Origin of the sequence: Borrelia puertoricensis (assembly GCF_023035875.1) — a bacterium.
Classification (GTDB): domain Bacteria; phylum Spirochaetota; class Spirochaetia; order Borreliales; family Borreliaceae; genus Borrelia; species Borrelia puertoricensis.
The window spans coordinates 1-24,510 of record NZ_CP075386.1; the positions used below are offsets into that span (position 1 = coordinate 1).

Here is a 24,510-nt window from a genome sequence, read left to right on the forward strand (position 1 = left end):
ATGAAGAATATAAAAGTTAGAAAAGGGCATGACACACAATGCCACAATAAATACCAACACAAATTAATAGTAGCAATATCAACAATTGACTATATCAATAATAAACATAAAAAATACACACAAAGCAATCTACTCTACTACTTTAATGGAAACTTAAAACGCAATGGTCATAAAGAAACTACTCTTAAAACACTTCAAAAATATCTTTATAAATTAGAAAAAGTATTTAAAGTAACAATTAATTATCACAGACACTTGGGTGTTAACATGGGTACTGAAGTTCATTACAAACTTAAATACTCTAAAAAAGAATGTCACCTTATAATCAATAAACACTTTAGAGATAAAAAAGAAGAAAGACACAAAAACCGTGTAAATAGCTACTTTAAAAAAAGATGTAATAAAAAGGGGAGTGTAGAAAAAGCGGAGTGTTTTAATAATATTTATAATAATAAAAAAGAAGAAGATAAAAACAAAATAAAATCTATAGAGAAATCACAAGTAGAAAAGTACGCTAAGAAATGCAATTTTAAATCAAATGCTTTCCTTTCTATTTTGAATTTAGAAGCGAAAAAGAATTTTAAAATTCAATTATTGAAAGCCATTAAAATAGCTGAAAATAATGTGTATAAACATATAGACAGGATTAAATCAAATAACAGTAAACTTGAAAGTAAACAAAAAGAATTAAGTAAGATACTAGATGAGACAAAAGATAATCTAAAAAGTGAGGGATATAGTAGTAAACAATTAGAAACACAAATACAAAACGTATATGAACAATATAAGAACAAACCCCACTTTATTATAGAAAAAGATAAATACGGTGATTTAAAAAAGATAATAGGAAAACTTAAAAAGTCAGTTGAGCATGTTAAAGCAAATACTAAGGAAGATAAAAAAGATATCAGGAATAACATCTTTAGCATACTCATTGATCAATTAAAGCATAAAGTAAGGATTGAAATGTTTGTACCGTTGCTGAAAGAATATTTGAATAAACAGGAAAGGTTAGATTATGGAAAAGTATTTAATAATCAGTATTACTATGATTTTTTAGATTTAATAAAGAATGATCAAAAATACCTGAAGGATAATGAATTTAAACAGGTTATTAATTAAAGGACTTGTTATGAATGATGTAATAGAAAATGTAGAGAAGAAAAAAATAAGGTTAATTCCAAAAGAAGAAAAACTTCTTTTTATTAAGATAGAAGAGATTGAAGGTCGAAAAATATATCACACTAAAATTATGATGGATTTACATATATTTGGTATTGATAAAAATCAAAAAGACAAATTTCTTATTACATTCAGAGGGTTGTTTAATCAAGAAAAAGCAGAATACTTTAGATTATTTCCTATAAAAGAAGGAGATAAATTCTTGGGTATTTATTACGGCTACAGAAAACCTATAAAAAACGTAATTAGGAAATATGAAGAAAATGGAATTGAGAAAGCACATAGTTTTTCCAAAACATATTATGTTGAATTTAGATTCAAAAAAGGAAGTATTTATTGTTATCTTAAAGGAATGTCTCGTTTGGTTAAAAAAGAAAAGATTGACACTAAATATTATGAATCTTTAGTCGAAAAAATTTCTTGTTTAGAAAAAGAAGTATACCATTTTTATGGTAAAAAATTACCAGAAGGAGGTAATATAATTAGATGGGTAACAAAAAACCGAAAATAATCAGTGTTGCGAACATGAAAGGTGGAGTTGGAAAAAGTGCAACCAGCTTAGCGTTCTCATATTTGTTGTCAAGAAAAAATCGAGTTTTGCTTATAGATACGGATACACAAGCTTCAATTACTAGTTATTATAAAGATAAAGTAAGAGAATATAATATAGATTTAAGAACAATAAATATATATGAGGTTTTGATCAATAATTTGGATATTGAAAAAGCAATTATAAATGTTGACAATAATCTTGATTTAATTCCTAGTTACTTAACTTTACATAAAATTAATGACAGTAGAATAGATTCTAAAGAACTTTTGCTTAAATCTAATTTAGATTGTTTTTGCAATAATTATGAATATATTATATTAGATACAACTCCTAGTTTTGACATTACATATAAAAATTCATTGTTAAGTAGTAGTCACGTGATTGTTCCAATTGTTCCTGAGAAGTGGGCAATCGAATGTTTAGATTTATTTTATTACTTTTTTCATAATCTAGAATTGAATATTCCTGTTTTTGTACTTGCAACGAGATTTAAGAATAATAATACACATAAGGAATACGTTAATTTACTAAGAAATAGAGACAATTTTTTGGGAATTATATCAGAGAGAGAAGATTTAAATAAAAATATAGCAAGCAATTCTATTTTTTCTACAAAAAGAGATTATATGAAAGAGTATGAAAATGCTGTGAATAATTTTTTAAATAGCTTCTAACAAGTGAAATGACTGTTGTTTGTTAGGATAATAACTTATCCGTAAAACGGACAAGTTATACAAATCAAGATAAATTGGAGGGTATTATGAAATTAAAAGGAAATTTAAAAATAGATAATAGAAATTTGGAGATCATTAACAATGATGATGTATTGGGACGTTATAATAAATTAAAGGAAAAAATAGTAAATAATTTTAAAAAAGAAATTTTTCACAAGATAGAAGTTATAAAAGCATTAAAAGAAATAAAAGATAACAAATATTATGAATTGGATGGATATAAAAGTTTTAATTCATTTGCAAAGAATTTTAGAATAGCAAGGACTCAAGTATACGAATATCTTAGAATAGGAAATGCTATAGAAGAAGGATTGTTAGAGGAGCAATTTGTTATAGAAAATGGAATTAATGATGCTATTTTATTTTTAAGGAATAAAGAAGGAATTAATATTAAGAAATCGAAACGAAATCCAATAAAGCCATTAAGATTTCAACTTAAAAGTCAAGATAGTTATGATTTTTATAAAAGTAATACCAAATTTACAAGTTTTTTAATGGATAGGCTTTTTTCAAGTAAAAAGGATCTAATTGAAGAATTTATGAAGGAATTTAAAAGTTTAAAAGGTGAATAGTAAGGAGTTTTTATGGGTAATTTAGCATATAAGATATATAGGACAGAAGATTTAAGAAATGAGTTCTTACATAAGGGATTTACTGAAGAAGCTGTGGATTTCATTTTACTTCATAATGATAATTCTAATTTTGAAGTTTTAAGAGAAAAAATGAATTCATTAGAACAGCAAATCATTAATGTAGAGAGTAACTTAAAAAAAGATATTGAATTTACTAAGGTAGAATTTAAACGGGATATATCTAATTTGGATATCAAAATAGACAATGTAGAGAGGAATTTGCAAAAGGATATAACCAATCTAGATGTTAAAATAGACAATGTAGAGAAGAATTTGCAAAAGGATATAGCCAGTCTAGATGTTAAAATAGACAATGTAGAGAAGAATTTACTTAAGGAAATACAGAATAATAATGCAGTACTATTAGAAAAGCTTGATATGTCAAATAAAGTTTTGTTAGAAAAGCTTAGTGTAGGAAATATAACGTTAATTATTATTATGGCAGTAGGATTACCAATAATTATATCTATTGTTATGTCTCTAATAAGTAAATTCTTTATAACTTGATAATAACTTGATAATGATTGAAATATTTGCAATATATCAAAAAATGATCAATATTTGTTAATATTGATTTGATTTTATTAGAAAATAAGTGTACATTATTGTTAGGTATTGTTTATTAACAATCGCCTGTTTTTTGTATCGGTTTTTTATAGCTAGAGCTTACTTAAGGATTCTAAACTAAGATTTTTTAAGTAAGCTCTAATTTCTGTTTATTTAATAGTAAAGTTATCAATTCATTAATATCGTATAAATCATAATTTATAGTATAAATATTATTTTTATATTGTTAAAAAATAATATTTGCTATATATTTATTTGTATAAATACAAAAAACAGGAGATTAAATATGACAAAAACTAAAAATCAACATACAAAAACCAAAGTGCGCAGATCAGTTAAGAAGCTGGGTAAACAAAAGATAAAAGTCACAGATATAAGAGTAAATAATCAAGCTTTAGTAACTGATGAGAATCAAGCAAGGGTAAACTTTCTAAAATCTCTATACAATCTACGTATGAATTTAAGTGGTGTTGCTAAGAATCTTAATGGATATGGGTATAAATATCAAAATTTTAATGAGATAATCAGAGAGATAAAGAATGTTATAAAGAGTAACAATTTAGATATTGATTTCCTGCAATGTCCAACATTTAAAGTTGTGGGAAATAATACAATTAATGTTATTACAACAACATTTTACAGTCCAAGTAGTGGGTACTGTGAGTCATTTGATACTCCAATTTACACAGAAGAATTTTCTTCTCTAGGGGCAAAGAATCAAAATACTTTATCGCAACTTGTAGGTTCATGCATAACATATCATAAAAGATATGCTCTTGTAGGATACCTATCAATAGAGAGTGAAGTTGACACTGATGCTAGTTCATTATTACCCGAGCTAGAAAATAATAGAGAGAGAGTTAAAGCTATTGCCAAAAACAATGATGGGAATACACAAGTAAATATATCAGGAAATAATGTAGAGGATAAAAACACTGTTCATACTGACCAATCTAAATCTAAGAGCAATGTAGAGACAAATAAATTTAAGTATTATAGAAATCTACTCATAGCAGCACGTAATATGCATAAATTTGTTCTTAATAAACCATTTAACAGTTTAGAAGAGATAAATTCATATCTTAAATCTATTCAAGTTGGAGATGATTCGAGTATACTTGAATACTTTAATAAAAATAAAACATTAAAGAGTATACAGTATTGGTGTAATTTGATAAAAGAGTATTTTAGTAAAAGTAGTAGAGACCCAGAAAAGATAGAAAAGTTTGATGTATTTTTAGCTTTTGATTTAGATAAGCTTGGAAATAGTCCACTAAAATTATTTGGGCATTTATCTACTGATAAGGAATTTGATTGTTTGTTTAGATCTGCATAAAAGGTAAGCCCCAATAGGGGCTTACTCATTAAAATTACTTTAATTTTGTATATCTTTTATATACATCTTCAGCAATAGGTTTTGTTTGAGATATATATTCTTGCAGTAGGGAGATATTAAAGTTTAATGCTTTGATTGTATGTTCTGATTTTAATTTGCTTGCATCAAAAAAAGAAAATTTGGGAAAATCTTTGTTTTTCATTTTTTTCTTAGCATCAACTAAAAATCCTTGTAAATAAAGTACGTATTTTGAGAGTTCAGATTCGTATTTACTTATTGATTCTAAATTAGAATCATCTGGCATAGTTGGTTCTTTAGTTAAGGAAGCAATGGTTGTGCAATTCATAATTAGAGTAATAGCACAAATGAAAATAACTTTAAATAGTCTATTCATTATTTCTGTCCTCTTCTTTAAGCTTATTAATATAAGCTTCCATAAGCTTATTTCTCTTTAAACGTAGTGAAGCAATGCGTTTTGTATTCTCTTTACTTAAATCTTCATTAAAACTATCTATTATCTCTAAATTAATTCTTAAAATGTCATCAAATTGTGAGAGTATTTTCATGCTTTCAGCTTGTTCCCTTTTAATTAAATTATCCCTGTACATAGAATAAAAGTAATTTATTACTCTGCTAAAGATATTAATGTATTTTTGTGTGTTGGTATTTGAGTCTTGCTTTAGCAGTTCTGTAAATTTGTTTAGTATATCTATACTTAATTTTGCAGTAGTTAAATTCAATTTATAACTCCTTTGAATATGATTCTTTTGTTCCTTCCCATTTTGGCAATCTCATGTTTTCAGGATTATTATTAACCTTTTCTATAAATTCTTGTATTTTGTTATTAATAGGAGTTAATGCTTCTTGGATTTGGGGCGTTAATGCATTCTCTAATCTTTCCATGTTTTTAGTGAAAATAATTCTGTATTCTGTGTAAGCTTCATTAAGTAGCATAAATATTTTATGAGCATTCACGTTAAAAGAGCCATCTTCAAAATTAGACAGTGTACTAAATAATGTTTCTATTGCATTTAAAGCAGTATTTAATGAACTAATGTCAAGAGTCATTGATTAATCCTTTCCTTTATGTTTTCTTTTAAATTTAGTTGCTAATAAACTTATGATATCTTTAATTACCGGTTTAAAGATAAGTCCTATACCTAAAATAAAAGTGGCAATGACAATTAATTTAATTTCATTGATATTAATTAAAAGTTCTGATATTTCAGACAATTTAGTTAAAGTGAAATGATCCATTAACCTTGTAACCTCACATAAAAAAGATAAATAAAGTATATTACAAAAAGTACCAAAAACTAATAATTTTTTATATTTAGTAAAGTAAAATTATAACTTTACTAAAGAGGGGACTGTACCACTTGTATATGAACGTTTTTGCATATACCACCCTCTAAATAGAGGAGAATAATCATTTAATCTTAGATTTTTTCCTATTCTCTCATATACAATTGATCTACTTGATTCATCAGTGTATTGAAGATATACTCTTTTTGTAACATCATGATAACTATTGATTTCAATATCAACATAAACATCTAGATAAATGGGTTTACCATCTTCAAATTTATAAAAAACAAGTGTAACATCTTGACTTGATGTGTTTTGTGTCATATTAAGTCTATAAGCCCTATCTCTAAGAGAAGATTCATAAATGCGCGTACTTGTAGTTGATGTTCTTGATGAGCTAAAACTTGAAGGAATGCCTGTTAAATATTCTGGTATTGTAGTTTTTTGTAGCGAGTTATAACTTGATATAGTAACAAATTTGTCTGAACTAGAGAAATGCGAATAAGAACTCATATTACTTGTAAGATCACTTCTGATATAGCTAGATAAATTACTCTTATAACTTGAGTCATTATTCATAAGTTTGCTTAGTAGTTTAGAGTAAAGTTTATCTGTAAATTCACTATTCTCAGCAAGTTCTGTTGCAATAGTGTCTTTAATTACTTCCTTAAAATAAGATAATCCTTCTCCTTTAAACGTTTTATCTTTAGTCTTTTGAAGGAAGTTTTCATAAGTAATTGCATTACAACTTGCAACACCATCATCTAATAAAAGTAAATCACTATTTTTTATATCATTTACCCTATTTAAATCTTTAATTTGTATAAATTCATTCTCGTCCATTAAAAGTCTCTCATCTGTTGACAAATGATACCTCCATTAGTTAAAAGAAACAACTTCTATATTTTGATTGTCAATAATTTTAAGTTTTCTTCCTATAGGAATCATGCCTTTAATAAAAGCATAAATTGAATGAGAATATCCTTTAGGAATAAAATTAAATGCTAGTATTTTATACTTATTTTCATATCCTTGTTTTGATTGACGTAAGCGTATACGTTTGGGTTTTACTCCAACAGCAGTACTAGGAGTAATATATGATATAAAATTAGTTTTTATACTTCCAAGTAATTTAATACTAATAACTCCAGCTTCTGGTGTTGTAATTTCAATATCAACATTAAGAAAAGCTTTAAATAATCTAATAAATGACTCATCAGTACCAATATGTCTTAAGGCAAAAATGACGCTGTCAATATTGCTTGCAAGCTCTTTTAATGGGCGACTTTTGTAGTGAAAAGTTTTAAATACGTTTGATAACCAGACAGCAATAAAATGAGAAGATAGATAGTTACTAGCAATAATACCAGAGAAATTAGAATTTAAGCTCTTAATTTCAGCAAGTATTTTATTTGCATAATCTAATTCTGAACGTATAAATTTTTCTATTTGTGTTTTATGAAGAAAACCTGGTATGCTCAATATATCTCCTTAAGTTTGAATATCAATAAGTAATCTATCAGTGAGACTGAAGTTAAGTATTTCTGATGGACTGATTTCAATATCTTGATTCTCTTTAAAATCACTTGTGCTAATGTTACTTATACTTGTCTCAGGATTGTCTTTAATGCAGGCATTAATTTTAAGTCCTTGAATGCCTTTTATCTCATTAACCGGAGCAGTAAAATCTTGATATTCAAAACTTATTCCCATGTCAGAGTAATTATTATTGATAATTCTCCTGTATATTTCTCTTATTTGCATGTCGATATTGAGATAAATGTGATTTTTAAGGTCAAGTTTGTATTTTACTTTAAGATAGATATATTTAGTCTTTCCTAGAGAAACTTTATAAGATTTAACTTGGTTGTGGCTATTTATTCCATCAATATCAATATCACCTTCTAAGATAGTTCCACTAGGAATAGTGCTATAAAGTACTTCCCAAAGGTTTGCTTTGAATGTAGAATCTTTAATTGTGTTCTTAGAGTCGTTTAAGATGGTATCATTAACAATAAGATAAATATTAGCTTTTCCTGCTGTGCTTACAATGTTAACGTATTTTACATCTGGTAAGTCCAGTATAGCATTTCTTAATGCTTCATGAGTGGTGCTTTTAACACTTATATGAGACTCTATAGCCTTCCAATACTCACCTTGTGGTTTAAGTTTATCCATAAAAAGGTTAAGTTCATTAATTATTTGTTCCTCAACTGTAGCAAGAGAAGCAGCTATGATGTTGTAAATGGATGATGGGTCATCTTTTATCACAATACCATGTGTTTGTTTTAAATATTCTCTCTTTGTGTTAATTATTTGTGAGATATTTTGTTTTAGAATACCGAAATTATTATCAAAAGCAATACTCATATGCAAATCTCCGTTTGAAGAGAATCACCAGGAAAATAGAGAGTAATTTGCAGCAGTTTTGAGTTTATATTAATGTTAACTCCAGTAAGATCAATTTCCAGTTCTTGGGCAACAGAGTAGAGATAATATTTAATTTGATCTAGAGTGCCAAGCTTACATAATTTAAGGATATGTGTATAATCAAATCCCCATGTTGGATTTAGAGCAAGACTTCCTTTAGGGGTTTTAAGGAAAATAAATAATCTTTGTTTTTGCTCTTCTATTCCATCAGCAATCTGTAAGTCTGAGCCTGATACTAAATTAAACTGCAAATCAACCTTTAAATCCATACTAACCTATGTAAATCAATCTTTAACCTTTAACTTAAGGAAATGTATAACAAAAATATTAAAAAACTAATTAAATAAATTATTAATTTTGCTATTTATTTTTGATGTATAGTAAGAGAGAGAAGAGTAATCAATGCTTGAATTTCCTATAATTCTTAAGTTATTAATCGCATTTACTATTGCCTCTAAGATGTCTTTAAGACTAGTTATCTCATTACGTATATCCAACTTATGTTTAGCATATATTTTAAGATGCTTAGGGTCAATTGCACTTAATATATAAAAATGATGTTTATCAAAATATATATTGTCATCTGTATTAAATAGATTAATGTTTGATTGAAGAAGTACTACTCTGTCATCTTTGTGAAGACTTAGATTAATATTTGATATATTACGAGTGTGAATCTCAAGTCCTTTATATTCTTCAATGTCTACAATACCTTCTTGAGTATCGCTGTTAAATGATTTTATAATTCCTATTTTTGATATGCATATATTGTTAGCTATCCATTCTTTGCTCTCTTCTTGAGTTAAAGCAGAACCAGACATGCTCTGATTCATTCTATAAATTTCATAATTAAAGTTCATATCCTCTCCTTTATTTTTAGGTGATTAATGTCATCATAAAGCTTTAAGTTAAGTGAACATTCACCAGAATTGCTTAGAGAAGCATTAGTTTCACAAATCGTGCTCTTTATTATATTCCCCAAAGAATCTCTAAATGATACTCTGTCACCAACTTTTAATTTATGAGTATAAGTAAGCTTTGCTCTCCAATATATAAGTCTTATATTAAGAGTAGTGCCTATAGTAATTTCTTGCTTTGGGATAAATTCAAGACCATAATCTTCAAGTGACTCATAATGAGCATCAGGACCGGTTAATTGATGATTTGTGAATATAAAATTACATTCAACCAAATCAACTCCATTACCAACATCAGCAATAACATTTTGTATATATTTTTTAGATAATTTTTCTATAAATTCTTTTGGAGTTCTAGCATAAATATGCTCTTCAATTACTTTAAGTCTGTCATTAGTGCTCATATTGATTATATTTCTACCCGGAAAGGCAAAGTTTATAGCGTCCTGGACCGTCATTCCTTTAAATTGTTTTGTTTCAAGTTCTCGGTTAAAGAAATTACTCTTTGATGCTAAATGAAGTTCAAGCTCTATGCTAAAGTCACCACTAGGATAGTCACTGCTCATTGGGACTCCCAGATAACCTGCCATAATAAATGTAAATGAGTCTTCATGAGCAAATTTTTTATAGTATATCTTTACAATGTCTCCTTCATGTATGTGATTGTTGAAATCGAGGTGTAAATTCCAAAGAACAAGTTTGGCTTGTTTTGCCCTTACAAAATTGTAACTTGAATAGACATTAGATATTGAGATATCAACATAAATGCCATGTTGTGTGTTGATAATGATTTTAGGAGAAGATTCTGGTGTTGCATCACCAGTAATATTTTTATTTGAGCTAATAGTAGAGTAAAATTCAATCTTAAAATCATATTTAAGTAATATCACAAGCTTATCCTTTGTATTTTTCTAAAGCAAAAGTTTTAATAACTTCCATGTTAAGATTAAGCTCAACTTCATCTATGAAAGGCACATCTTTAAATGTTAGGGAAGTAATTACAACTAATTCTTTAATGCCAAAAGTTGGACTATAAGCAGTAAAGGGAACTTGTGCTTGAAGTCTACCAGCCAGTTGTTCTTTAACTAAATTACTATCAAATTCAAGTAGTGAGTTACCAAAAGGAGTTAATTTCAGTGGAGCTAACATATTCTTATAAAGACTTGTAAGTACACCACCATTTAAAGCAATAACTTCTCCTGTAAGTACAGGGTTATAACTTACATATTCAGCTTTCCTTAAGTAGTAATTAATTACAGGACGTTTGGAACATGTGGTGTTATAAGTACGAGTTATAAGTTCAAATTTAGGTTTAATAAAGAATAATTGGGGCAAATACCCAAGTCCCTTAAGATCAGGTCTTGGGAAGAGAACAATAAAATTATCTGTGCTAAATAAAGCAAATATTTGTGTTACAGTATCTTTAATAATTTGAAATATTTCCATAGGTTGCATAAATGTCTCCCTATTTTAAGTACCACTGGGAGGAGTAGTAATAGATTTATCTTCATGAGTAATTTTTGATAAGCTCTCACCACTATCTCCTCCCATCCATAAGGGCAATATTGATTTAAGTCTTGCAATAAGTCTATCTAAACTAAAAATGCTTTTAATTCCGTTTATTATAGGATCAACGATATCTTTATGAAAGTTAAATTCATTGATCTTTTTAAGTGCTTTAGCAGAAAAATCCATTAAAGGTGTTAATGTGGAAGCAGTTAGTTTTTTTAATTCTTCATCTATCTTATCCATACTACTTGTTGCAGAGTCATAAGAGCTTGTAGTATTTGTGAGATTTAATTCGTTAAAATCACTTAGCACGTCATCAAGTTTAGTTATTCTTGAACCCATATCGTGAAAAGAGTCCACTAGCCTTAAGTTTAGCTGCAAGTTCTACTGCTTTAAGTAAATTAGTTTCATTCTCTAGTCCAGCATTCTTAAGAGTTCTTTTAATAACAGCAGCTTTATTTAAGAACTCTTCCTTCTCTCTTCCCCTTTCAAATGTTTTAATTCTTGATATAGTACTTAGTAGCTTACCTTTTTCAGTTGAGTTAAAAATTCTAGAGTTTAGGGTACCTATTCGTTTTCTTTCTGCAGCATCTTTTACTGATGATTTTGCAAATGCAAACATATTAGAGGAAGCACCTTTAATGGAACTAGCTATTATATTACCAATTGCACTTCCTATTATGACTTTAGAAGTCAAATTGTTTTTTTTTATTAAATTTTGTTGCATTTTAGAGTTTTCTTTAAGTGATTTAAATTCTAAATTACGTAAGTCTTTAGTAGACATAGTAGATCGTTTAAAAGCTTCTCGTTTAGCTTTTTCGAAGCTGTGTCCTTGCTTCATTAGCTTTTTAGTCTCAGTAAGTCTAAATTTCTCTACTCGCTCTCTTAAACGTTCATATTTATTTTGTTTTGCAAGTTCTGCATTTTTATCTTTTAAATTAGCTTTAATTATATCTTTAGTACTTTTGAGAGAAGAAAGTTTGGGTTTTAAGTTCTCTTCTAATTTTGATATGTCTCTCTCTAATGTTTTTTTCGTTGATGCATGATCTAATATACCTTTAAATTTAATGGTAAATTTATTATCCATAAGTGTCCTTATTTAGATAAAATCAGTTCAAGTATTTCCTTCTCTATCTTAGCTTCAGCAATTTTGCTTACTTCAATAAATTCATCGTATGTCATACATTTAATTTCTCTGTAAGAACAAATACCAGTAATTATTGGTAGCCAATATTTATGTCTTTTTATATCGTCAATTAAAGCAAAGTAACGAGTACGAGTAGCATTAATACTCTCAACAAATTTATCTATATGTTTCATTATTAGCCTTTGATTTAAGTTTTGAAATTACACATTCATAATTAAATTCATCGGTAATGTAATCAAAAGTAACAAAATCACCAACATTATTCTCATATTCTTTAAGAAAAAGGAGGGCTGGTTTTTTAAATTCTGAGTCTAAATGAAATGTATTAAACTCTATAGAATAAAGAATAGCAATAAGATAATCTTTATAATAACTTATGAATTCTCTATTGTAATCCAGTATTACGTAAAACTCATCTAAAAACCCGGGTTTGATCATTAAATTAGTTATTTCTTTCAAATACTTAACATCATTAAGTTTATTTATAGCTTCTTCTTGATTAAATCCTAGTATAGAGTCCCACGTATAAACAGGTAATACTTTTATTTGGTATTCATAAGTTTTGTCTTTGCTTAATATGTTCATTTTATATCTTGTAATCATTGTGTGTCTTTTAATTTTTAGGTGTTATTTTTTGGCAATTGATAGCTCTAATTTCAAAAGTAACTTTTTCTGCTTCTGCTGAGTAACTTCTTGATGGTTCTTCAGTAAATACAGCACAGTTACTGATTATTTTTGTTGTTATCCTATCATTAAATACCAAATCCATCATTTTATCTTCTTTACTTACATTCATGTTGTAAAATTGGTCATCAGAGATTTGAGTTAGTAATATGTAATCATGACTACCAAGTGTTACTTCAATACTAAATATATAAGTAATGGTTTTGGGATCTCGAAGACTGATAACAGGCATTCCTCTATCTTCATTACTAATTACTGCTCTAGTTGTAGGTTCACTTGTAAGTTCTAATTTTTCACTATTAATTTGTCTTCCCGAGATAGAGAGATAAACTTCCTTTAAATCATATAATCCCATATCTCCTCCTTAATTTTCGAGTTTATTTAAGTAATCAGTTATATCTTTGGTTGTAATAATGAAAGAGAGAGAGTTGATACTGTAGTTATAAGTAATATCAATAGTTAGTTCTAATTTAAGTTGTGGTGATGGTGATAAGATAATATTTAAGTTTGAGTAGCTTACAATAAGTCCTCTCTCTATATATCTCTTTAGTAAGCATTCAATTGCTGATGTATATGCATTATCTTTAGCTCCAGATAATTGCAACCTAGATAATTTACTATTTTGTCTATTATTAATATTCCAAACTCTAATAAGTTCAATTATTGCTTCTTGTTTTATATATTGATAAGTAAATAACTGGTCAATAGGATTGCCCGCAAGATCAACTCCTTCTTTAAATGCTGATACTCTCTCAAGACCTGTTTCGTTAAGATAAGCATAGAAATTAATATTTGCATCTCTAAGTTTAGTTATTACTTCATCATCAACAAGTGGTCTTGCAGCAAGATTCATGCCATATGGATTTACACTGTGAAACATACAAGCTTCATATAAATACTTAGCTGTAAATTTAAGATGTAGATTATCTCGCTTATTACTATAAATAGCTATATTATTTGTTTTCTCTAGGGAGCTTTTATCTTTAAATATTTCTTTTATTTCACTCTCTTTAGTAGAGAAAACAAAAAAAGTATCTGGCATCTTGAATTTCAAGTAATCATCTTTGTATACAACTAGCCCGTCATCACCATTATTATCTTTATCATAAGTATTAATTAGAACAACAAATGAGTGTCTGTGTGTTTTAAGATAAGTTTTAATAGTCTCAGGTTTATCTTTATAAATAAAGAGCATAGCAGATTTTAATGCTACACTGGGAGAGTTAAAGAAATCAGACATAGCATTCTTTAATAGTTCTTTTTCTTTAGTAAATTCATCTTGTCCATTTCCATTTTCTTTTTCTAATGCTTCTATTTGCTTTTCATAGTTATTTATTGTAAGATTTAAGACTTTATAATTTGCACTATCTTTATTCACATTAATTTTTAATGTTTTATAAACTAGTAACGGAGAATAATAGTTTATTGTTGTGTTATGTACTTTATTATTAATTAGATTTACACTAATTGTATCTTGTGGCAAAGTATTACTCCTTCCTTTCAAATATTTGGATTCCAGCTTTAAAACTAGCTGATGAGCTATAAGCAGTGTTACTACATTTTGTTCCCAAAGTAATGAGACCTGTATTTTGCATATTAGATGTTGGACGTATATAGATATTGAGATGTTTTATGTAGTCAGGTTCATGAGCGTCCTTAACTGTGTATTTATTTACTCTGTTATGTAAAAATTCTTTAAGTAAACTATATAAAGTCAACATTCTATTGTAAGCATCATAGTCATTTGAATTTATTACAAGAGAGATAATAAATATTTGGAAGTTAATATTAAACTCACAAATATTATCATAAAAAGTACCATAATGAGAGTTGTGAGCAAGTAAGCCATCTTCAGATGTAAATTTAAATGCAATAATATTAGGTTCGCTCGTAGTTATATTAGAGAGTAGATATGGATGATTATATGTATTAATAACCTTACATATGTTTTCACTTTTAGCATGAGCATATTCTTTAAAGTCATTTAGTATTTTAATTATATGCATAAGTATAACCTCTAACCCAATAAGCACTCAATTCACCTTATAACTAATCTCATTTAGCATTCGTGAGGTATCAACAAGAGTAATTTCTGGATTACCACTACCTTTTTTTCGTTTTTGCTTAATTGTATTTGGAGTAAGTTCAGGCTTGATTTTATTTGACAATACATAATTTTGATAATAAGTTATAAATGCTTCTCCAATGGCACTCATTCCAGATCTGGGATCACGTTTAAATTCATTTTTTATATAATCATTACTGATATATTCTCTAAACTCACAACTAGCAGCAACTTCACTTAAATGTTTACGTACTGGTAAATTATTAGCGCCAATCTCATGCATGCGTGCAACATTAGCTCTGCCCCCAAACCAACCAACCTCTAACTCTATTTCCATACAATATCCTTTAATATTAGTGTTTGGTAACCAATAGAAGAGTCAATACTTACTATTTCGTAATAATTATCACCTATAGAAATTCTATCTTGAAGATTGAAGATAATATCATCACTTGTATAAAGTTTAGAGAGTCCTTGTAAATCAAATAAATTTGAGTCATAAATCATCCTTAATTCTTGGGGACTTATATCTATAATAATGCCTGTCAATTCTAAGTAGTCTTCTTTATTAAATACCCTCTGATAAGAATTATCATCAAGTGTAATAGTTTCAAATTTATATAAACGTAAAGGATCAGGGGCTTTGTATGTAAATATCATACGTTGTGACATTTGTGATAACCTATCTCTAAGATTATTCATTACACAACTCCTATACAGGAAGGAGACGTAGTATCTCTTTTAACTTTATCTAGATACGCATCAAATCGTAAACAGAAGTTTTTATTACAACTGTCAGATTGACTAGTATCAGATATAGGGTGATAGTCAATTTCAAGTTCATTGAATTTTTCTCTCTTTATTCTCTCAAATTCAAGTTCACGGACAATCCCCTTTTTCCTCAGTTCACATCCAATATGATAGTAAGTAAGCAAGAAGATATCATTATAAGTAAGCTTCTCTGACTGTATTCCATTAGCTAATAATATTGACTCTAAGAGATTAATTTGCATCATAAAGCTTTGAATAGAAAATTCTTCTATGCTTATTCCCAAAAGGGAAATAATATTAGAGTGAAGCCTGCTTATAAATAATTCTTCTTCTTGTCTCTCTATCTCTTGTTGAGCTGTTCTCTGTTGCATTACCAGGTTAACCTTTAAGATTGTTTAATATCAACTCGTAAAATTGTTTTCTCTGTTGCTAAGAGTCCACCAAGTACAAAATCAAGATATGAATGTGCAATATCAGTTGAATCTCTATCCACTTGCTCATTTGGCATTGGTAGCATATATTTACTTGGTTTGAACTTAATTAGTTCAGCATTTAATGGATAAATGAGTATTTGATTTTGAAGTAAATTACTTGTTTCAATATAGACTTCTCTTCTATTATTAACAGCTTTTATTGTCTTAATAAGGAAGTCCTCCCAAGAATCATTTGATGAATACGTAGCAGAAGATGAAGAAGAATTTGTTATTGCATATGGTTTAACTAACTTTAAACTAGTTAATGGATCAACTAATACCATCATAGGAGTTGAGAATTCATCTCCTAGCTCTAATTTTGCAAGACCCTTTTCGATACTTTCAAATATTTTATCCATTTTTTCTTTGTCGCTGCTACTTACCTCTTCTTTTACTTGATCTGGCATATTAAGTAGTCCAAACATATTAGGTAACATTCGTTTTTGATTCTTTCCATCTTTTTGGATTGACACAGTACCTGTTAATACAAAATGATTTATCAGTTTTATTATTTCATTTGTTGCAAGTTTATATGCCTCCCCAAATGGAAGTAGATTATTATTTACATCTCCAGCATAATCATTACCTTTATAAAATTTTTCAGAAGTTTGTTTTAAGTGTCTAAATTTATATTGTAACTTTAAATAATTAAGTCTCACTGACTCTGAACGAAATCCAATGGTTGCAATAGTATTAACTTCATTTACTAATGTTGTAGGATTAGCATTAAGAAATGCATCCCACTTTATTGTTTTTAAATATCCCATCTTTAAATCAACATCTTCAATTTGTTCTTTTGAAAACCAGTTATAAAATACTGGTAATTTAATTTCTGAGAAAATATTCGCTATTTCTTTTGCATAATAATTTTGATCATATAATTCTGACATCTTTAACCTCCTTTAACTAATTAACTTGGTCTGGCTTTATTACCGTAAATAGCTACATTAACTATGCAAATTTTGTTTGTAGTACCATCAAGTGAAATTGCATCTGATAAAGCATAGGCATTAATTTTGCTGTAACTTGAACTACTTTTTTCAAGCTCTCCATTTGCATCAAATTTAACTTTATCTTTTCTTTTTATACCACTACTTTGTTTGGCTACTAAATACCCTTGAAAATTATTTGTAATAGGTATTACTGTTGCTATGCCAGTAAACTCATCTATATCACTGCATATTCCATATAGATCATTCTCACCACCAACCTCAACATGTGGTTCATAGTGTGGATTGTTATTAGAAGTACTTGGATTTTCTACAACTAGTTTTACTCCTCTTTTGTATGGATAACCTTTGACAGGATAATTTTCTAATTTGTCTTTACTACTAGTTACAGTCCCACCTTGGTTGGCAAAGTGTAAATTTTTATCTTTAAAATCAACTTTATTACTAAAAAGACCAGGATCCCTATTTGGGTTTTTCATTAGGTCTTGTATCTCTTTTACCTTTTTATCATATTCTTCTTTAAGTTTTGTTATAGTCTCTGACATGCATATATCTCCTTAAGCTGTTTTTTTCTCTTTAAGGTTATAAAACTCATGTATTCTATCTTTATAAGCATTGGCAACAGAAATATTAAATTCATCAAAGTTAACTGGTGAAAACCCTGAATCTAATAATGATATTCTATTCTCTATTTTAGAGATAATATCACCATGCTTAGAGTCAATATTACTTGCAGCACGTTTTCTCATGCTTATATTCACTTTTGCTAAAGATACAAGTTGTTCTAATATCTCTCCATCTAAATGTTCAAAATTATCTAGCTTGGAAATAGCTTTTATTTGTTCTTTAGGAACAAATTTTCTCACTAACTCTCTTCTTTGTGCTTGCATTATTTCTTTCAGTGAATAACCCTTAGAAAGAAGAGTATCTTTATCAAAATGCTTGCTTAAATGTGCTTTAGCTAATTGATCAATTTCATTTATCTTTTCAGCTTCTAAGAGTAACTGTTTCTCTACTCGCTCCCTATCTTCCGCATTTGCAAGCTCACGTGCAATTCGGTCATTTATACTTAATTTATTAACCCTTTCATCTTCTCGACTTACCTTTTCTTTAAGCTGCATATACTCTTCAAACTCTTCTTGACTTATACGTTTAAACTTATCAGAAGAGCTATTATCATTAATCTGTATTACTACTTCTTCTGTATTTACATCTGACTCTTTTTCCATGAAAACTCCTTAACCTAAATTGAAAATAATTTTTCTTTTAGCTTTGATATCTCATCTTTGCTTAAAACACTTTTATTTATAAGTTCACTGTATTTACCGAAAAATTCTATTAATTTGAGATCTCTATCTACTCTCTCTTCTTCACTAAGCATAACAAGAGAATTAAATTTCATCTCTAAACCAAAATACCTAGATAGTTTAATATTGACAGCAATCTCTACTGCTTCTTGTATTCCTTTAAGAAAATCATAATAATTGGATCTATCTCCCTTACCATCATTTCCCAAACCTTTAGTCTGTTCATTAAAACTTCGAGTTAGTGGCTCTTTTGTATCTGCTCCTATCTTAGCTTTTACTAATGCCAATGCCTCTTTTAAATACGTAAGATCATACTTAATTACCTCTAATGATGCATCTGTTGTTGAAGTGTAAAATATTCCTTCATTATTTAAACTTGACTTTAATCTCTCTATTTCTCTTGAGAGACTATCATTAATACTCTTAAGATCAGATATGCTGTTATTATCCTGTCTTTGTCTTTGAAATAGACCTGCAAATAATCCATTATTACTATTATTTCTATGTGTTAAGCTGTTTAATGATGCAGTTGCATTTGATAGTGCATCTTGAAGTCCAACTAATGCTTCATCTTTATAAAAAAGAAAATTATGTGTCTCTATTCTCTTATCTATCTGTGTATAAATTTTCTCAAGTAGATAAATATTAAGTAAAAAACTTTCACTATAACATGGTATGTAACGTTTTAAGATATAATCATAATTATCAAAAATTATTACCCTACTCTTATGTATCTTAACTAAAGAGTAAGAAGTATTTCCTTCTTTTACTGTGTAAGTAATATACTGGTCATAAATGCCCGGGTCTTTAACTAAATTGAAATCTAGATATTTAAATCCAATGGGCAATTCAGAATTTACTTCTTCTTCTAATTCTGTCAGTTCATCACGAGTTAGAACTAAAATATATCCTGCACCATTAAATCTATAACTAATTATAAGATTTAAAAGAGCATCTTTAAGCTCTCTTTTAAGTCTTGCTATCTCAGATTCACTAATATTATCTAAACTTTCAAGATGAATACCATTCTTCAGTGCATCCTCAGCAGGATTCTCTATATAGTTCCTAAAAACAAGCGAATATTTATATAATTCCAAAGGACAGATCTTATTTGATCGTTTCTTTATTTCATCAAAATAATACAAATTTGTTCCTTTATTTTCAGTTTGCATATAGATTGTAGCAAAAATAATAGTTTTTGTCAAAATAAAAGAAACAAATACAGATACAATAAAATATAGATATTTTATTGTATCTGTACTAATTGGTGGGGGAAATAAAATGGTAAAAATCTTAAATTTATTTTTTATTTAATTAAAATTATTTCAATAATAATGCTAATAAAATACCTAAAGTAAGAGTTATGATAGTACCAAACATCCAATTATGGAGTTTAGATGTGTTTTTAAATTCTAATGTAGATTTCTCTATCTTATTATCAAGTTCATTGAATTTAGTATCTATCTTGTTATCAAGTTCATTGAATTTAGTATCTATCTTATTATTAAGATTATTCTCAACTGCATCTATTTTATTATCAAGGTCCTTAATATCAGATTTTAAAGTTGTCTCAACCCTTTGAATCTCAGATTGTAAGAGAGCTTCAACTTTTTCAAGCTTAAGGTTAAAGTTACTCTCAACGGTGTCTATTTTTTTATCGAGTTCATTAAATTTAGTATCTATTTTGGTGTTAAGCTCATCCTTAACACTACTAATCCCATCTTCTAAGTGTTTCAATTTTATATCAAAGTTTTCTTTTAAGAATTCAATGTCTTTGTAAGTCAGCTCATTACGATAATACCTATAAGACAGATCAATAGCAATATCTCTCTTAATACCGGCTTTAGTAAGTTCAGCTATAACCATTTGCTGTGTAATAACAGGTTGAGCAAGTCCCATAAAAACACTCCTTATGTAATTATTATATAATATTTTAAGTATTATAGGAACCTTATTTTAGTAAAATGTGCTCTGAGGGTACGCATACTTAGAGTCAATAACATATATGATGCTGATAGGCTATCTAATGAATCATCATCACTCTTCCCATCTCCTTTGTACTTATAAATATCAGATACAGCTGACTTACTTGAATAATCCATAATACTAAGTTTAGATGTTGCAAATGGCTCTATTAATGTAGCAATTCTAGTAAATTTATTACTTATAGGTTTAATTGGAGCAATTTTAAAATTATGACTCATCCCTGCTCTAAGTTTAAGAAACGTTTTAGTCACATTCCCATGCCCAGAAATATCATCCCTATCTTCAACATATAGTTTGTGTACATTAAGATTTGTAAGTATAGTTTTAATTGTATTTAACATCTTAGGATCACCTACTGGTAACTTTTCTTGAAAAATAAATGCATAATAACTTTGATCTACTCGCTCCAAAACACAAAGAGCTGTATTATCTCCTCCTATACTGTATGCAGGATCTAAATATGCTATAGGACTTTTAAATTCATGCTTACTTGTAAGATTAACATTGGTAAATATCAAGTCACAGGACGAAACCCATTCTCCAAGTAGAACCCTTGCTTTATATGTTGGAATGTCCCTGTAAATCTCTTCTTGGTTTTTAATAAATTCTCTAGCAATTAATTCATTATCATATGTTGTAAAGTTATATGTAGAGTAAATTTTTGTATTATCAATATAATCAGTTTTAAAGAAATGTTCAGGACTATCTGGATTGGTATCAAATATAATTGCCTGCATTCCTACTCTAAGCCTTTTTAAACATTCTATTAATGTTTCTTTATGCAGTGTAGTAGCTTCATTAACGTAAATAAGCGCCGAATTAGACCCTCTAAACCGCTCAAAATCACTCACCTTATCACCACCATACAGATTAACTTTTAGTGAGTCTATTTCAAAATATGATGTATTAGAAAATTTTGGCCTAAAGGGTATCTTAAGCATACTAGCAATCTTTTCAAACTGCCCTAAAACATTAATCTTTAATGATTTTTGTGAATTTCCTATTATAAAATTATTTGTATCTTGCCTGTAAAGATGTCTATTCTTAATGAGCATCTTTAGATATAAATAACATGCTAGAAACGTCTTACCGCTAGCAATCCCACCTGATAGGATAATTTTACTTTGCTTATTCTTCTCGATATTACGTATTACTTTAAGTTGTTTTGAAGTTAAATATTTATTCTCAAATCCTTTAAAATCAATTATTATCTTCTTCAGTTTAATAAAAGACGTAATATCAATACCAAATGAACGTTTATATTCTCTCTGCATCTCTCTAAATAACGGTAGCTTGTATATATCCACACTATGATCCTTAAAGTTTAAATTTAATTTGTGAATCAAAATCAGTAGCTTTTAATTTAACCATTACTTGATAAATCAAATCCATTTCTTGTATCTCTTTCTCTCGTTTAACATTATCAAGTTTAAATATCTTATCATTAAGCTGTTCATTATCATTCTCTTTTCTGAGGTTTTTAATTTCTTCTTCTAATATTTCTATTTTATCTTTATAAGGTTTAAGTTCTAATTCTAAATATCTACTAAATGAATCAATAAATTTAATTCCCAATGTACTCTTAGCAATCTTAAATTGGCTTTTAAGATTGCTTGCCTCAGCATTACTTTCCGATGCTCTAATTAAAACATTAGTTAGTGTATCTTCACTAATTGTTAGTTTAGAAGTACTACCTATATTATTAACCTCTCTAATTTTCCATTTTCGCCTCATTTTACACACATTAGCACGACTCACTCCAAGCTCTTTTGCAATACCTGTATCATTAAGCTTTCCTTCATTAAAATACATAACATAATCATCAAACGACTTCTTTTCTCTACGCATACTTCTTTAACCATAATTTAAATTAAATTAAGTCAAAACAAGTTAATTTTTGTTAACTAATTTTAACATAAACTATATAACATAAGTAATAAGACTACAAATATATACTCAATATCAAAATAATAGATTATAATACTTGAATTAATAAGGAGAATATTTACATGAATAAATATATAAAATTGATAATATTATGTATAGCATTAATGTTATACGGCTGTGGTGACAGTCAAGTGAATAGAGGAGCTATAATAACAGATCCAAATTCACCAATAGCACCACCAATAGTACTACCAACAACAGAAATAGAAGGATCAAAATTTAACTTCTTGATAAAGGTATTTGATTTAGCACATGATCATACTAGTCGCAAACCAATTCCGAATGACTATAAAGAAAAGATCACAAACTTTAAAACATGGTTATCAAACAATACACAAAAACAACAAGAATTAGTTAATGCGTTTACTGAGGCTTATAACTATTTAAAAATAAAAAGACAAAAATATGCACCTAACGAAAATTTTGATGAATATATAGAAAATGCTATTCTTGTTGAAGATAGTGACAATCAAAATAATAAATATGGACCAATAAATATATACCCATTTTCCGGTTTAGGGGCTACATACAATGTTGGCAAAAATTCTATAGGTGCATTCTTTGCACGCATTATAACAGAGCTAATATACGATCCGTCTCACCCTCCAAAAATTTCAAACGAAGAATTATTTAACATAATGATACAAGAAATGGGTCATGCAACAAATATGTTGAAACAAAATTGGCCATAGTCAAGAAATAAGTAAAAATAAAAAGTAGAATGTAATAAAAGCAAACTAAGATAGTAGTAAGTCTACTATCTTAATAGTAAAGATAAAGTTGCAATTCAAATATTCAAAACAAAAATGAGAAATAAAGAAATAAGCAAGCAAACAAAAAAGTAAAGTAATTAAATAAAAGTAAAAAGTAAACATTTTGTTAACTTGAGGTTAACAGAGAAAGTGGGATTAAAAAACATAGAAGTAACAAGTCCATTGCAAAATTGAAAGATACTGAGTAGACAAATAAAGCAAATGGGAAGCAAAATTTGGAGTATTTGTTAAAGATAGCAAGAAGTATGGTAGATATTTATTGCTGCTTCTCCTTAAAACAACTTTTCTCTAAACTACAAGTATTCTACACACCATATTTTCCATGCAATGTAGACCTTTAAAAATTGACTCTACGTGTAAGTATTTGCTAATATTTTTATAACTAATTTTATCTATTTTTAATGTGTTTAGTTAACTTTGAAATTACATGAAAGGAAAACATTTAATTAACTGCAGTCTTAACTTAAAAATTAAAGAATTAGAAATGCAAAATCAACGCTTAAGTGAAGAATTAACTCTACTTAAAAGTCAAAGCAAAACTAGACATACTAAAAAATTATCCCCACCTTTAAGATTTTATCTAAATGACAGGACAATTAGACTTGTAAAACGCTCTATAGAGAGATTTAAAGAACAAGACCCAATATCTGGATGGTTTGTACACTTACTCTCAATTACTGGTTGTAGGGGTGTTGAGATGCAAAATGTAAAACTTACTGATATATATAAAGAGACGTGTAGTAATGGTGAAGTATTTTATTCTATTCGCGTTAATGTAGCTAAAAAGCGTAGCAATATCTGTATTAGAGAAGTAGTCATTAGTAAATCTGAATTTAAATCTATAATGCAAGCCCATCAAAACTACTTTTTATCTAAAGGAAAAGACACAAGACGTACATATCTATTTCAAAAAAGTAAACTTAAATTTCGTGACAATAAAATTAACATAACTGAAATTTCAAAACAGTTTAAGGAATTACTCATTAAGGGAGGATTTAAACATCGCAAATCTTTGCATATACTTCGTAATATATTTATAGCATCACTAAAGTCTAGAGGATATAATTCATTTGAAATTAAAGAACTTATGAAATATTCATCTACTTCTGAGATTGATAATGTTTATGGTCTCTCAAGTGCAAGTAAAATACAGGCTTACAAAGATATCAAAACTAGCTTGAAATAACTTTTAAATTTTGCTAATATTTTTAAGGACTACTCCCCCCACTTCAAGATTTT

General features: G+C 28.0%; 36 protein-coding genes. 8 read left to right on the forward strand and 28 right to left on the reverse strand.

All coding sequences use genetic code 11. The features are described from left to right. The 6 genes from bpuSUM_RS05595 to bpuSUM_RS05620 all read left to right on the forward strand — a co-directional run bounded on the left by bpuSUM_RS05595 (position 1) and on the right by bpuSUM_RS05620 (position 5,004). Positions 1–1,122: a plasmid maintenance protein gene (locus bpuSUM_RS05595; protein ID WP_247066979.1), complete on the forward strand. Its 1,122-nt coding sequence runs from the start codon at positions 1–3 to the stop codon at positions 1,120–1,122. A gap of 10 nt (positions 1,123–1,132) precedes the next feature. Then, positions 1,133–1,693 carry a DUF226 domain-containing protein gene (locus bpuSUM_RS05600; RefSeq protein WP_247067054.1) on the forward strand — a complete coding sequence of 187 codons (561 nt, stop codon included), beginning with the start codon at positions 1,133–1,135 and terminating at the stop codon, positions 1,691–1,693. Further along, positions 1,669–2,409 carry a ParA family protein gene (locus tag bpuSUM_RS05605; protein WP_247066981.1) on the forward strand — a complete coding sequence of 247 codons (741 nt, stop codon included), beginning with the start codon at positions 1,669–1,671 and terminating at the stop codon, positions 2,407–2,409. The genes bpuSUM_RS05600 and bpuSUM_RS05605 overlap by 25 nt, the downstream gene beginning before the upstream one ends. An 86-nt stretch (positions 2,410–2,495) precedes the next feature. Then, the gene (locus bpuSUM_RS05610; protein ID WP_247066983.1) at positions 2,496–3,041 is read left to right on the forward strand and encodes a chromosome replication/partitioning protein; all 546 of its coding nucleotides are present in this window, start codon (positions 2,496–2,498) and stop codon (positions 3,039–3,041) included. A gap of 12 nt (positions 3,042–3,053) precedes the next feature. Continuing rightward, a complete protein-coding gene (gene bdr / locus bpuSUM_RS05615; protein ID WP_247066985.1) occupies positions 3,054–3,608 on the forward strand; it encodes a Bdr family repetitive protein in 555 nt (184 codons plus the stop codon). Positions 3,609–3,954: 346 nt separating this feature from the next. Next, complete coding sequence (locus bpuSUM_RS05620; protein ID WP_247066987.1) at positions 3,955–5,004, forward strand: ERF family protein; 1,050 nt, start codon at positions 3,955–3,957, stop codon at positions 5,002–5,004. Positions 5,005–5,038: 34 nt separating this feature from the next. Here the strand turns inward: bpuSUM_RS05620 and bpuSUM_RS05625 are convergent, their stop codons facing one another. The 28 genes from bpuSUM_RS05625 to bpuSUM_RS05755 form a co-directional block, all read right to left on the reverse strand. Then, positions 5,039–5,350 carry a BBA14 family lipoprotein gene (locus bpuSUM_RS05625; protein WP_247066604.1) on the reverse strand — a complete coding sequence of 104 codons (312 nt, stop codon included), beginning with the start codon at positions 5,348–5,350 and terminating at the stop codon, positions 5,039–5,041. A 40-nt stretch (positions 5,351–5,390) separates the two neighbouring features. Beyond that, entirely contained in the window at positions 5,391–5,744 is a 354-nt protein-coding gene (locus bpuSUM_RS05630) for a BlyB family putative holin accessory protein (protein ID WP_247066989.1), read from the reverse strand. 1 nt (position 5,745) lies between these two features. Continuing rightward, entirely contained in the window at positions 5,746–6,072 is a 327-nt protein-coding gene (locus tag bpuSUM_RS05635) for a BlyB family putative holin accessory protein (RefSeq protein WP_247066417.1), read from the reverse strand. A gap of 3 nt (positions 6,073–6,075) precedes the next feature. Further along, the gene (locus tag bpuSUM_RS05640) at positions 6,076–6,261 is read right to left on the reverse strand and encodes a BlyA family holin (RefSeq protein WP_247066419.1); all 186 of its coding nucleotides are present in this window, start codon (positions 6,259–6,261) and stop codon (positions 6,076–6,078) included. A gap of 90 nt (positions 6,262–6,351) precedes the next feature. After that, positions 6,352–7,179, reverse strand: coding sequence for a DUF685 domain-containing protein (locus bpuSUM_RS05645; protein ID WP_247066991.1), 828 nt, complete (start codon positions 7,177–7,179; stop codon positions 6,352–6,354). 12 nt (positions 7,180–7,191) lie between these two features. Then, positions 7,192–7,794 carry a DUF735 family protein gene (locus tag bpuSUM_RS05650; protein WP_247066994.1) on the reverse strand — a complete coding sequence of 201 codons (603 nt, stop codon included), beginning with the start codon at positions 7,792–7,794 and terminating at the stop codon, positions 7,192–7,194. Positions 7,795–7,803: 9 nt separating this feature from the next. After that, a complete protein-coding gene (locus bpuSUM_RS05655; RefSeq protein ID WP_247066996.1) occupies positions 7,804–8,682 on the reverse strand; it encodes a DUF276 domain-containing protein in 879 nt (292 codons plus the stop codon). Then, a complete protein-coding gene (locus bpuSUM_RS05660) occupies positions 8,679–9,011 on the reverse strand; it encodes a DUF2634 domain-containing protein (RefSeq protein WP_247066998.1) in 333 nt (110 codons plus the stop codon). The genes bpuSUM_RS05655 and bpuSUM_RS05660 overlap by 4 nt, the downstream gene beginning before the upstream one ends. A gap of 66 nt (positions 9,012–9,077) precedes the next feature. Further along, positions 9,078–9,602: a DUF777 family protein gene (locus bpuSUM_RS05665; RefSeq protein WP_247067000.1), complete on the reverse strand. Its 525-nt coding sequence runs from the start codon at positions 9,600–9,602 to the stop codon at positions 9,078–9,080. Further along, positions 9,599–10,549 carry a DUF693 family protein gene (locus bpuSUM_RS05670; protein WP_247067002.1) on the reverse strand — a complete coding sequence of 317 codons (951 nt, stop codon included), beginning with the start codon at positions 10,547–10,549 and terminating at the stop codon, positions 9,599–9,601. Before bpuSUM_RS05670 ends, bpuSUM_RS05665 begins: the two co-directional genes overlap by 4 nt. A gap of 4 nt (positions 10,550–10,553) precedes the next feature. Further along, positions 10,554–11,114 carry a DUF792 family protein gene (locus bpuSUM_RS05675; RefSeq protein ID WP_247067004.1) on the reverse strand — a complete coding sequence of 187 codons (561 nt, stop codon included), beginning with the start codon at positions 11,112–11,114 and terminating at the stop codon, positions 10,554–10,556. Between the two features lie 15 nt (positions 11,115–11,129). Beyond that, positions 11,130–11,510 (reverse strand): DUF759 family protein, encoded by a 381-nt coding sequence (locus bpuSUM_RS09895; RefSeq protein ID WP_283848858.1) that lies wholly within the window; start codon positions 11,508–11,510, stop codon positions 11,130–11,132. Further along, the gene (locus bpuSUM_RS05680) at positions 11,491–12,255 is read right to left on the reverse strand and encodes a DUF759 family protein (protein ID WP_283848859.1); all 765 of its coding nucleotides are present in this window, start codon (positions 12,253–12,255) and stop codon (positions 11,491–11,493) included. The genes bpuSUM_RS09895 and bpuSUM_RS05680 overlap by 20 nt, the downstream gene beginning before the upstream one ends. An 8-nt stretch (positions 12,256–12,263) precedes the next feature. Continuing rightward, positions 12,264–12,488 carry a DUF1322 family protein gene (locus bpuSUM_RS05685; RefSeq protein WP_247066447.1) on the reverse strand — a complete coding sequence of 75 codons (225 nt, stop codon included), beginning with the start codon at positions 12,486–12,488 and terminating at the stop codon, positions 12,264–12,266. Next, positions 12,472–12,918: a DUF1473 family protein gene (locus bpuSUM_RS05690; RefSeq protein WP_247066454.1), complete on the reverse strand. Its 447-nt coding sequence runs from the start codon at positions 12,916–12,918 to the stop codon at positions 12,472–12,474. Before bpuSUM_RS05690 ends, bpuSUM_RS05685 begins: the two co-directional genes overlap by 17 nt. A 10-nt stretch (positions 12,919–12,928) precedes the next feature. Continuing rightward, positions 12,929–13,354, reverse strand: coding sequence for a DUF1463 family protein (locus tag bpuSUM_RS05695; protein WP_247067006.1), 426 nt, complete (start codon positions 13,352–13,354; stop codon positions 12,929–12,931). A gap of 9 nt (positions 13,355–13,363) precedes the next feature. Beyond that, on the reverse strand, positions 13,364–14,482 hold the full coding sequence (locus bpuSUM_RS05700) for a DUF787 family protein (RefSeq protein WP_247067008.1): 1,119 nt from the start codon (positions 14,480–14,482) through the stop codon (positions 13,364–13,366). A gap of 4 nt (positions 14,483–14,486) precedes the next feature. Then, entirely contained in the window at positions 14,487–15,005 is a 519-nt protein-coding gene (locus tag bpuSUM_RS05705) for a DUF764 family protein (RefSeq protein WP_430644658.1), read from the reverse strand. A 27-nt stretch (positions 15,006–15,032) separates the two neighbouring features. Beyond that, positions 15,033–15,401, reverse strand: coding sequence for a hypothetical protein (locus tag bpuSUM_RS05710; RefSeq protein ID WP_247067010.1), 369 nt, complete (start codon positions 15,399–15,401; stop codon positions 15,033–15,035). Further along, the gene (locus tag bpuSUM_RS05715; protein ID WP_247066360.1) at positions 15,392–15,766 is read right to left on the reverse strand and encodes a DUF1506 family protein; all 375 of its coding nucleotides are present in this window, start codon (positions 15,764–15,766) and stop codon (positions 15,392–15,394) included. Before bpuSUM_RS05715 ends, bpuSUM_RS05710 begins: the two co-directional genes overlap by 10 nt. Next, positions 15,766–16,206, reverse strand: coding sequence for a DUF3890 domain-containing protein (locus bpuSUM_RS05720; protein WP_247066362.1), 441 nt, complete (start codon positions 16,204–16,206; stop codon positions 15,766–15,768). Before bpuSUM_RS05720 ends, bpuSUM_RS05715 begins: the two co-directional genes overlap by 1 nt. Before the next feature lie 14 nt (positions 16,207–16,220). Beyond that, positions 16,221–17,198, reverse strand: coding sequence for a hypothetical protein (locus bpuSUM_RS05725; protein WP_247067013.1), 978 nt, complete (start codon positions 17,196–17,198; stop codon positions 16,221–16,223). A 20-nt stretch (positions 17,199–17,218) separates the two neighbouring features. Continuing rightward, positions 17,219–17,803 carry a DUF228 domain-containing protein gene (locus bpuSUM_RS05730; RefSeq protein WP_247067015.1) on the reverse strand — a complete coding sequence of 195 codons (585 nt, stop codon included), beginning with the start codon at positions 17,801–17,803 and terminating at the stop codon, positions 17,219–17,221. 12 nt (positions 17,804–17,815) lie between these two features. Beyond that, positions 17,816–18,487 carry a DUF1357 family protein gene (locus bpuSUM_RS05735; protein WP_247067016.1) on the reverse strand — a complete coding sequence of 224 codons (672 nt, stop codon included), beginning with the start codon at positions 18,485–18,487 and terminating at the stop codon, positions 17,816–17,818. Positions 18,488–18,501: 14 nt separating this feature from the next. Further along, complete coding sequence (locus tag bpuSUM_RS05740; RefSeq protein WP_247067018.1) at positions 18,502–19,737, reverse strand: anti-CBASS protein Acb1 family protein; 1,236 nt, start codon at positions 19,735–19,737, stop codon at positions 18,502–18,504. 148 nt (positions 19,738–19,885) lie between these two features. Then, complete coding sequence (bdr, locus tag bpuSUM_RS05745; protein WP_247067020.1) at positions 19,886–20,464, reverse strand: Bdr family repetitive protein; 579 nt, start codon at positions 20,462–20,464, stop codon at positions 19,886–19,888. Positions 20,465–20,505: 41 nt separating this feature from the next. Then, a complete protein-coding gene (locus tag bpuSUM_RS05750) occupies positions 20,506–21,858 on the reverse strand; it encodes a PBSX family phage terminase large subunit (RefSeq protein WP_247067028.1) in 1,353 nt (450 codons plus the stop codon). 10 nt (positions 21,859–21,868) lie between these two features. After that, positions 21,869–22,399: a DUF603 domain-containing protein gene (locus bpuSUM_RS05755; RefSeq protein ID WP_247067030.1), complete on the reverse strand. Its 531-nt coding sequence runs from the start codon at positions 22,397–22,399 to the stop codon at positions 21,869–21,871. Positions 22,400–22,560: 161 nt separating this feature from the next. Between bpuSUM_RS05755 and bpuSUM_RS05760 the strand changes: the two genes are divergently transcribed. Both bpuSUM_RS05760 and bpuSUM_RS05765 read left to right on the forward strand, forming a co-directional pair. Beyond that, positions 22,561–23,190, forward strand: a complete 630-nt coding sequence (locus bpuSUM_RS05760) for an Mlp family lipoprotein (protein WP_247067032.1) — start codon at positions 22,561–22,563, stop codon at positions 23,188–23,190. A gap of 508 nt (positions 23,191–23,698) precedes the next feature. Further along, complete coding sequence (locus bpuSUM_RS05765; protein WP_247067034.1) at positions 23,699–24,457, forward strand: tyrosine-type recombinase/integrase; 759 nt, start codon at positions 23,699–23,701, stop codon at positions 24,455–24,457. Positions 24,458–24,510 lie beyond the last annotated feature (53 nt).